The sequence below is a fragment of the uncultured Roseicyclus sp. genome (assembly GCF_937892565.1).
GTDB lineage: Bacteria > Pseudomonadota > Alphaproteobacteria > Rhodobacterales > Rhodobacteraceae > Roseicyclus.
Map to the genome: position 1 here is coordinate 26,698 of NZ_CALAHQ010000024.1, position 8,684 is coordinate 35,381.

Genomic DNA, 8,684 nt, shown 5'->3' on the forward strand with positions numbered 1-8,684 from the left:
GTTTTCCCACCCCTCTGTGTCAGGCCGCTTGCGGCTTGACCCCAAAGCGTCCGTAGAAGCTCTGGCCCTTGTCGGCCATATCGCGCAAGAGCGCAGGGCAGGCAAAGCGCGCGCCATGATGTGCTGCCAGTTGCTCGCAGCGGTCCGCCGCATAGGGCGTGCCCAGCATGTCGAGCCATGAGAACGGCCCGCCCGACCAAGGCGCAAAGCCCCAGCCCAGGATCGCGCCCACATCGCCCTCGCGGATATCGGTCAGGACACCTTGTTCCAGCGCGCGCACCGCTTCCAGCGTCTGGATGAACATCAGCCGATGCTGCACCTCAATCAGGTCGGGTTGTTTGTCGGCCACATGGTAGCGTGTGGCCAAACCTTCCCACAGCCCTTCGCGCTTGCCCGCCGCGTCATAGGCATAGAAGCCGGACTTGGATTTGCGCCCCAACCGGCCTTGATCCGCCATCCAGAACAGCACCGCATCGACCGCATCATCGGGGTAATCGGCCCCCATCGCCGCCTTGGTTGCCCGCGCGATCTTGACCCCCAGATCGATCGAGGTCTCATCAACCAGTTGCAACGGCCCCAAGGGCATGCCCAACAGCTTGGCCGCATTTTCGATCAGCGCGGGCGCCACGCCTTCGGCAACCATGCGGATGCCCTCGTTGATGTAGGGAATGATGCAGCGGTTGGCGTAGAAGAACCGCGCGTCATTGACCACGATGGGGGTCTTGCGGATCTGGCGCACGTAATCGAGCGCCTTGGCCACCGCCCGATCGCCTGTCTTTGCGCCCCGGATGATCTCGACCAGCGCCATCTTGTCGACGGGGCTGAAGAAATGGATGCCGATGAACTGATCGGGCCGGTCGCTGGCCTTGGCCAGGTCGCCGATGGGCAGGGTGGAGGTGTTGGTGGCAAAGATGCAGTCGGGGCCGACCGAGGCCAGCACCTTGCGCGTGACCTCGGCCTTGACACGCGGGTCCTCGAACACCGCCTCCACGATCAGATCGCACCCGCCAAGGGCCGCGTAATCGGTGGTGGCATGGATGCGGCCCAGCACCCCGGCCTTTTTCTCGGGCGTGACATTGCCGCGTTTCAGCCCCTTGTCGAGCAGCCCCTCGGCATGGGCCCGGCCCCTGTCGGCCGCGTCTTGCGTGGCGTCGATCAGCACCACCTCGATGCCGGCATTGGCGCTGACATAGGCGATGCCCGCCCCCATCATGCCCGCGCCGATCACGCCCAGCTTCGTGACCTTTTCATCGGGCAGGGCCGGGCGGTTGGCGCCTTTCTCCAGCGCTTCCTTGTTCAGAAACAGCGACCTGATCATCGCGCTTGAGGAGGGGTGCATCAGGATATGGGTGAACCAGCGCGCCTCGATCCTGAGCGCTGTGTCGAAATCGACCAGCGCGCCCTCATAGACCGCCGACAACAGCGCCCGGGCGGCCGGATAGACCCCTTTGGTCTTGCCACCCACCATGGCGGAGGCGCCGACAAAGGTCATGAAGCCCGCCGGATGATAGGGTGCGCCGCCGGGCATCTTCCAGCCCTTCTGGTCCCAGGGCTTGACGATATCGGCATCGGTCGCCGACAGAACCCATTCCCTGGCGCGGGCCAGCAACGCATCGGGTGCCACCACCTCGTCGATCAATTGCGCCGCGCGGGCCGCCTTGGGATCGAGCATCTTGCCCTCGAGCAGCACGGGGGCGGCTGCCATTGCACCCACCATGCGGGAATAGCGCGTCGTGCCCCCGCCGCCGGGGAACAGCCCCACCAGAATTTCCGGCAGGCCGATGCGTGCCTTGGGATTGTCGGCCATGAAGCGGCGGTGACAGGCCAGCGCGATTTCGGTGCCGATGCCCGCACAGGTGCCGGTGATCGCAACGGCCACAGGCTTGCCGCCCGTGTTCGTCCGGGCGTCCATCCCCGCGCGCTCAAGCTTGCGCAAGACGCGGTGGCCGCCCATGGTGAAATCGAACAGCGCCTGCGCCGGATCATCGCCCGCTTCGGCCGAGATGCTGGCCAGCGTGTTCAGATCCATGCCGCCCGCGAATGTCTCCTTGCCCGAGGTCAGCACGATGCCCTTGACGGCGGGATCTGCCAGCGCGTCATCGATCAGCGCATCGACCAGCGCATAGGCTTCGCGCGTAAGCACATTCATCGACCGCGCCGCGACGTTCCAGGTGATGACAGCGACGCCATCGGCGCCTTTTTCCATGGTGAAATCAGCCATTGTTCCAGTCTCCCCTTACAGCCGCTCGATGATGGTGGCGGCCCCCATGCCCGAGGCGACGCACAGCGTGGCAAGGCCCGTGCCCTTGCCCGTCCGCTCCAGCTCGTCAAGCAGCGTGCCGAGGATCATCGCGCCGGTCGCCCCAAGCGGGTGACCCATGGCAATCGCGCCGCCATTGACGTTGACGCGGGCCGGATCGACCCCGAAGGCCTGCAAGAAGCGCAGCACCACGGCCGAAAACGCTTCGTTCACCTCGAACAGGTCGATGTCGGCAATCGCCATGCCGCTGTCGGCAAGGATCTTTTCGGTCACGGGCACGGGTCCGGTCAGCATGATGGTGGGATCGGTGCCGATCTTGGCCGTGGCGCGGATGCGGGCGCGGGGTTTCAGGCCATGCGCCTGACCAAAAGCGGCGTTGCCGATCAGGAGCGCCGCCGCCCCATCGACGATACCGCTGGAATTGCCGGCATGGTGGATATGCGCGATGCGTTCCAGATGGGGGTATTTCATCAGCGCGATCTGGTCGAAGCCGGGCATCATCTCGCCCATCTCCCTGAAGGCGGGCTTGAGGGCCGACAGCGTCGCCATGTCGGTGCCGGGGCGCATGTATTCGTCATGGTCCAGAATGGTCAGCCCGTTGATGTCGGTCACCGGCACGATGGATTTCGCAAAGCGCCCCTCGGCCCAGGCCCGTGCCGCGCGGGATTGGCTTTCGACGGCCAAGGCATCGGCTTGCGCCCGCGAAAACCCGTACTCGGTCGCGATGATATCGGCGCTGATGCCCTGGGGCACGAAATGGGTCTCCATCGCGATGGCGGGATCGACGGCGATGGCGGCCCCGTCGCTGCCCATGGCGACGCGGCTCATCATCTCGACGCCGCCCGCGATATAGGCCGCGCCAGCACCGCCCCGGATCTGATTGGCGGCAAGGTTCACCGCCTCGAGCCCGCTGGCGCAAAAGCGGTTGATCGCCAGCCCGGGGATGCGCTGGTCAAGCTCCGAGGCCAGCACGGCGGTGCGCGCCAGACAGCCGCCCTGTTCCATCACTTGTGTGACATTGCCCCAGATCACATCCTCAACCGCGTGGCCGGACAGATCATTGCGCGCCTTGAGCGCGTTCAGCATCACCGCCGAGAGCCGCGCCGCCGTCACCTCATGGAGCGCGCCATCGCGGCGGCCCTTGCCACGTGGCGTTCGGATCGCGTCATAGATATAGGCATCGGTCATCTTGCGTCTCCGGTCAGGCGGCACGAAAGGCGCGCGTCATCAGATCATAGGGATGGGCCCAGCCGGGCTGGGCAGCGATACGGTCAAGCCAGGCATCGATGGCGGGGTATTCGGCCCGCGCAAAGCCAAAGGGTTCAGGGTAGAACAGATAGCCGCAGCACGACAGATCTGCGCATGTCAGGCTGTCGCCCACCAGCCAGTCCCGCGTGGACAACTCTGCCTCCAGCACCGAAAGCGCGCCTTTGACCCGACCCGCCAGATACTCGATCGCGCCCGCCGGGCGTTTGTCTTCGGGCAGGAAGTTCATCAGGAAACGCAAGGGCCCCGCCTGACCCGAGACCTTTTGGTTGTCGAAGATCGTCCAGCGCAGGATCTCGCGGCGCGTGGCGCGCGCGCCGTCGCCACACAGCAGGCCTGTCTCATCCATCACCCAATCCTGAATGACGCCTGATTGCGTCAGGATCAGCCCGTCCGCATCCAGAACGGGCACCTCGCCCATCGGGTTGAGCGCACGGAATTCCGGGCTGCGCGCTTCGCCGGCGAAGAAATCCACATGACGCGCGGTCCAAGGCAGGCCCGCCAATTGCAGCGCAATGGCCGCCTTGTAGGCGTTGCCGGACTCTCCGAAGCAGTAAAGTGTGTTGGTCATGCTGGGCATCCCTTGGTCGTTGCGCGTGGTGTGGCCTTGTTATGCGTATTTTCGGAAAGATGAAGGCTCATAACGTTTTGTTAAGGATATCGCGCCAGTCTGATCCCACGGTACAGGCTGGCGAGCCGATGACCGTGAAAGGTGAAGGCGCCCTGTCGGCACGTGCAGCGCCCCTCGGTGTCCGGACGCCGTTGGGGAACACTCGGCCCGACAGGGCGTCGGACCCCCTTTCATCTTTCCACAAATACGCATGGCAACGCCCGCCACCAAGACCGTCGATGGGCAGCGTCGCGCCGCCCCTGATTGCTTGCGGACGGCCTGCTAGGCATGGAACACCCTGCGCCGCGCCATCCGTTTTTCGCCGTCGATCATGCCTGCCCGGCTTTCGAAGAGGACGGACAGGGATGCGCCATGGCGGCCCCAAGCCGCCCGCGACAGGGCGCGCGGCGTGCGAAAGCCATCCTTGCGTGTCGCGATCGTGGGGCGGCGCGTCTGTCGCCTGTGTCCGGGCATGGCTTTCCTTTCTCCAAGGTGTTGGAACACTTCAGAAATTCGCAGCCTCAAGCGCCATGACCGGATCGGCGCCCGACTGGATGCGTGCCAGATGCGTCGCTGTCATGGGCAATTGCCGGCTCATGTAGAACCGCGCCGTGGCCAGCTTGGTCTGATGAAACACCGGATCATCGGTGCCATGGGCCAGCGCATCGCGTGAGGCCCGCGCCATCCGCCCCCACATCAGGCCAAGGCAGACATGGCCGAACAGATGCATGAAATCATAGCTGCCCGCCAGCGCCGCATTGGGGTTCTTGCCGGCTTCGGACAGGAAATACATCGCCGCCGTCTGCAGGTCCCTCGACGCGCGCTTGAGCGGTTCGACAAAGCCATCCATGCCGTCGGTATCGGCATTGTCTTTGCAAAACCCTTTGACCAGATCGAAAAAGGCCATGATGTGCTTGCCGCCGTCCTGAGCAAGCTTGCGGCCGACCAGATCCAGGGCTTGCACGCCATTGGCGCCCTCGTAGATCATGGCGATGCGGGCATCGCGGGTGTATTGCGACATGCCCCATTCCTCGATGTAGCCATGCCCGCCATAAATCTGTTGGGCCTGAACCGTCATGTCGTAGCCCTTGTCGGTGACAAAGCCCTTGATGACCGGGGTCAGCAGCGACACCAACCCGTCGGCATCCTTGTCGCCTTTGCGATGGGCGGCATCGATCAGCGTGGCACCCCACAGCAAAAAGGCCCGCGCCCCTTCGGTAAAGCTTTTCTGTTCCATCAGGTTGCGGCGGATGTCGGGATGCACGATCAGCGGATCGGCCGGACCGTCGGGGTTCTTGACGCCTGTCACATCGCGGCCCTGCAGCCTGTCGCGGGCATAGGCGCGCGCATTCTGAAAGGCGATCTCGGCCTGTGCCAGACCTTGCATGCCCACGCCCAACCGCGCCTCGTTCATCATGGTGAACATGGCGCGCATGCCCTTGTGTGGCTCGCCCAGAAGGTAACCGGTGGCGCCATCGTAATTCATCACGCAGGTGGCATTGCCATGAATGCCCATCTTGTCCTCGATCTTGCCGCAACTCACGCCGTTGCGCGCACCCAGGCTGCCATCGGCCTTCACGAGGACTTTCGGCACGATGAAGAGCGACACGCCCTTGATCCCCTCGGGGCCGCCGGGGATCTTGGCCAAGACCAGATGGATGATGTTCTCGGCCAGATCATGTTCGCCCGCCGAGATGAAGATTTTCTGGCCGGTCACCTTGTAGCTGCCATCGGCCTGCGGTTCGGCGCGGGTGCGCATCAGACCCAGATCGGTGCCGCAATGAGGTTCGGTCAGGTTCATGGTGCCTGTCCACTCACAGGCCACCATCTTGTGCAGATAGGTCGCCTTTTGGTCGTCGGTGCCATGGGCAAAGATGGTTGAAGCTGCCCCGTGGGTCAGGCCTTGATACATGGTAAAGGCCTGATTGGCCGATGAGAAGAATTCGCCCACCGCCGTGCCCATGACATAGGGCATGCCCTGGCCACCGAATTCTTCGGGCATGTCGATGCCCGGCCAGCCGCCAGCCTTCATCTGCGCAAAGGCCTGCTTGAACCCGGGCGGGGTATAGACCACGCCATTTTCCATCCGGCAGCCCAGCCTGTCGCCCACGGGGTTGAGCGGCGCCAGGACCTCGGCCGCGATTTTTCCTGCCTCGTCCAGAACGGCTGCGGTGAACCCCGGTTCCAGATCGCCATAGCCCGGAACATCGGTCCCGGCGATATCAAGCACATCATGCAAGATATACTGAATGTCCTTTGTGGGGGCGGTGTAGCTGGGCATCGGGCAAGCTCCGGTATCGGCGGTTCGGGTCGGCGCGGGTGGTCACTCGGTCGGATTATGGGCGTTGCTGCGGCTGGTCAGCATTTCCTCGACAAGGTCCATCTGTGATCTGAGGTCATAGATGGCCACATCCAGTTCGGCGCGCTGGCGTTCCATGTCGGTCAGCCGATCGCGCGCGATATCGAGCGTGCGGCTGAGCTGGGTGGCCTGTTGGTCGCCCACATAATACAGGTTCAAGAGTTGGCGGATTTCCTCGAGGCTGAAGCCGAAGCGCTTGCCGCGCAAGATCAGCTTGAGCCGCGCCCGGTCACGCCGGGTGAACAGGCGCCTTTGGCCCATGCGGATCGGAAAGAGCAGTTCCTTTTGTTCATAAAAGCGCAGCGTGCGCGGCGTCACGTCAAAGGCGGCGCACATATCGCGGATCGTCATCACATCGGCGGTCATCTGGGGATCGTCCATATCGAACATGTCAGGGCCTGCCGCTCGGTTGAGTGAGTCGGCGTTAAGCTTACACGATAGCATGACGTTGACGTAAAGGCGACGTCACGTCACCTTATCGGGTGACCAAGCGTCAATAGGATTTTCCTTTCGCGCAAGGCGGGGGGACAGGGCGCGGTTTGCCAATCAAGCCCTTGCCCAGCCGCCACGGCTTGGGCAGGATCGCGCCATGAGTGATGCGTATCCCAGTGCCCCTGCTTTCCTGCCCCTGCCTTTGGCATGTGCTCAGATGGCCGCCCATCAACGCGCCCGGCCACCTCGTATCTTGCATCAGTATTGGGATCGCGACCCGCCACGGCAGATCCACGAGCTCATGGCGCACTGTGGCAGGGTCTGTCGTTCGGCGGGGGTGGAGCATCGGGTGTGGGATGCAATCTCGGGCGCGCAGCTTCTGGAGCAGGGCTTTCCCGATATCGTGCGCCGCGCCTTTGACGTCGCGCCGCACGCGGCCATGAAATGCGATATCCTGCGCATGGCGATCTTGTATCGGCATGGCGGTGTTTATCTGGATGCCGATATGGCGCTGCGTGCGCAAACAGGGGCGCATCTGTGGCTGTCCTTCACCGATGCGCTGCTGTTCAAATGGAACCTGCAAGAACGCCACAACACGCCAAACTGGTGTCTTGGCTTTCGGCCGGGCCATGATCTGGCGTGGAATGCGCTCTTGCACATGTCGGAGCGGATGGTCGCCGCGGTGGCGGCAGATGGCGATGGGGCGATCAAACGCGCGCTGGCTTTGGGGCCGGGGGCCTTGACCGAGGCCTTGGGCGGCTGGATCGCGGCGCGCGGGTCCGAGGGGATCACGATCCTCGACGTGGATGAGGCCTACAAGATGGTGCAAAACGGCCCCGAGTTGCTGAAGGCACCGCTGGACTACAAGAAGACGGCGTTGCATTGGCTGTTGGCGGGTCGGCGCCGGTGAGCGCGCCGTCCTTGCCTTTGCTGCCCTTGGCCGAGGCGGTTGCAGCGATTGCGCCGCATCAGCGGGCCAAGCCCCCCGCCATGGCAAACGGACGGACCCCTGTCATCGTGCATCAGTATTGGGACCGCGATCCCCCCGCCGAGGTCTTGGCCCTGCTGCGGCACAACGCGCGCCTGGTGCGGGGATGCGGGGCCAGCTACAGGCTTTGGACCGCGCGCCGGGCCGAGGTCTTTCTCGCCGCCCGTGCCCCCGATCTCTTGCCGTTGTTCAAGCGCGCGCCGCATCCGGCCATGGCCTGCGATCTGCTGCGTCTGTGTCTTCTGCACGCCTATGGCGGGATCTATCTGGATGCCGACATGAGCCTTCGCGCGCGATGGGCGGGCCGAGGGCATGAAGTTCTGCGGTGGATGCAAGATGGGCTGGTGTTTCGTTGGAACCGCAAGGACCGTGGCAATCTGCTCAATTGGTGCTTTGGCTTTCGCGCGGGCGACCCGTTGTGCGCGGCGCTGATCGCGGCGACGGCGGCCAGCATGACCCATGCGCTGGACAGGGACGCAAAGGCGGCATTGCGCAACACGCTGACGGTGTCGGGGCCAGGCTTGTTCACCCGCGTGGTCGGAACTTGGATCGCCGCGCAGGGCTGTCCGCCGGGTCTGGTCATCCTTGACGCGCGTCAGGCCTATGCCCGCATCCAGTATGGCCACGACAGCATCGTGCCACTGGCCTTGCGGCGCGAACCCTTGGCCTACAAGGCGACCACGCGCCATTGGTTCCGCGCGGCGCAGGATTAGCCCGACGCGGCGATGAGCTGACGGCTGTTTTGGCCCATGATGACAAGCTGATCGGC

Annotated in this window: 8 protein-coding genes; 2 read left to right on the top strand and 6 right to left on the bottom strand. The window is 64.1% G+C overall.

Annotated elements, in window-relative coordinates:
• Positions 1–19 precede the first annotated feature (19 nt).
• From Q0094_RS03675 to Q0094_RS03700, 6 genes are all read right to left on the bottom strand, one after another.
• Positions 20–2,221: a 3-hydroxyacyl-CoA dehydrogenase NAD-binding domain-containing protein gene (locus tag Q0094_RS03675; RefSeq protein ID WP_297615367.1), complete on the bottom strand. Its 2,202-nt coding sequence runs from the start codon at positions 2,219–2,221 to the stop codon at positions 20–22.
• A gap of 15 nt (positions 2,222–2,236) precedes the next feature.
• Entirely contained in the window at positions 2,237–3,448 is a 1,212-nt protein-coding gene (locus tag Q0094_RS03680; protein ID WP_297615369.1) for an acetyl-CoA C-acetyltransferase, read from the bottom strand.
• A gap of 13 nt (positions 3,449–3,461) precedes the next feature.
• The gene (locus tag Q0094_RS03685) at positions 3,462–4,097 is read right to left on the bottom strand and encodes a glutathione S-transferase family protein (protein ID WP_297615371.1); all 636 of its coding nucleotides are present in this window, start codon (positions 4,095–4,097) and stop codon (positions 3,462–3,464) included.
• Positions 4,098–4,418: 321 nt separating this feature from the next.
• Positions 4,419–4,610, bottom strand: a complete 192-nt coding sequence (locus Q0094_RS03690) for a hypothetical protein (protein WP_297615373.1) — start codon at positions 4,608–4,610, stop codon at positions 4,419–4,421.
• Positions 4,611–4,641: 31 nt separating this feature from the next.
• Positions 4,642–6,417 (bottom strand): acyl-CoA dehydrogenase C-terminal domain-containing protein, encoded by a 1,776-nt coding sequence (locus Q0094_RS03695; protein ID WP_297615375.1) that lies wholly within the window; start codon positions 6,415–6,417, stop codon positions 4,642–4,644.
• Between the two features lie 42 nt (positions 6,418–6,459).
• The gene (locus Q0094_RS03700; RefSeq protein ID WP_297615381.1) at positions 6,460–6,861 is read right to left on the bottom strand and encodes a MerR family DNA-binding transcriptional regulator; all 402 of its coding nucleotides are present in this window, start codon (positions 6,859–6,861) and stop codon (positions 6,460–6,462) included.
• Between the two features lie 415 nt (positions 6,862–7,276).
• Between Q0094_RS03700 and Q0094_RS03705 the strand changes: the two genes are divergently transcribed.
• On the top strand, positions 7,277–7,837 hold the full coding sequence (locus Q0094_RS03705) for a glycosyltransferase (protein ID WP_297615377.1): 561 nt from the start codon (positions 7,277–7,279) through the stop codon (positions 7,835–7,837).
• Positions 7,838–7,917: 80 nt separating this feature from the next.
• Positions 7,918–8,628: a glycosyltransferase gene (locus tag Q0094_RS03710; RefSeq protein WP_297615379.1), complete on the top strand. Its 711-nt coding sequence runs from the start codon at positions 7,918–7,920 to the stop codon at positions 8,626–8,628.
• The last annotated feature ends 56 nt before the right edge of the window (positions 8,629–8,684 follow it).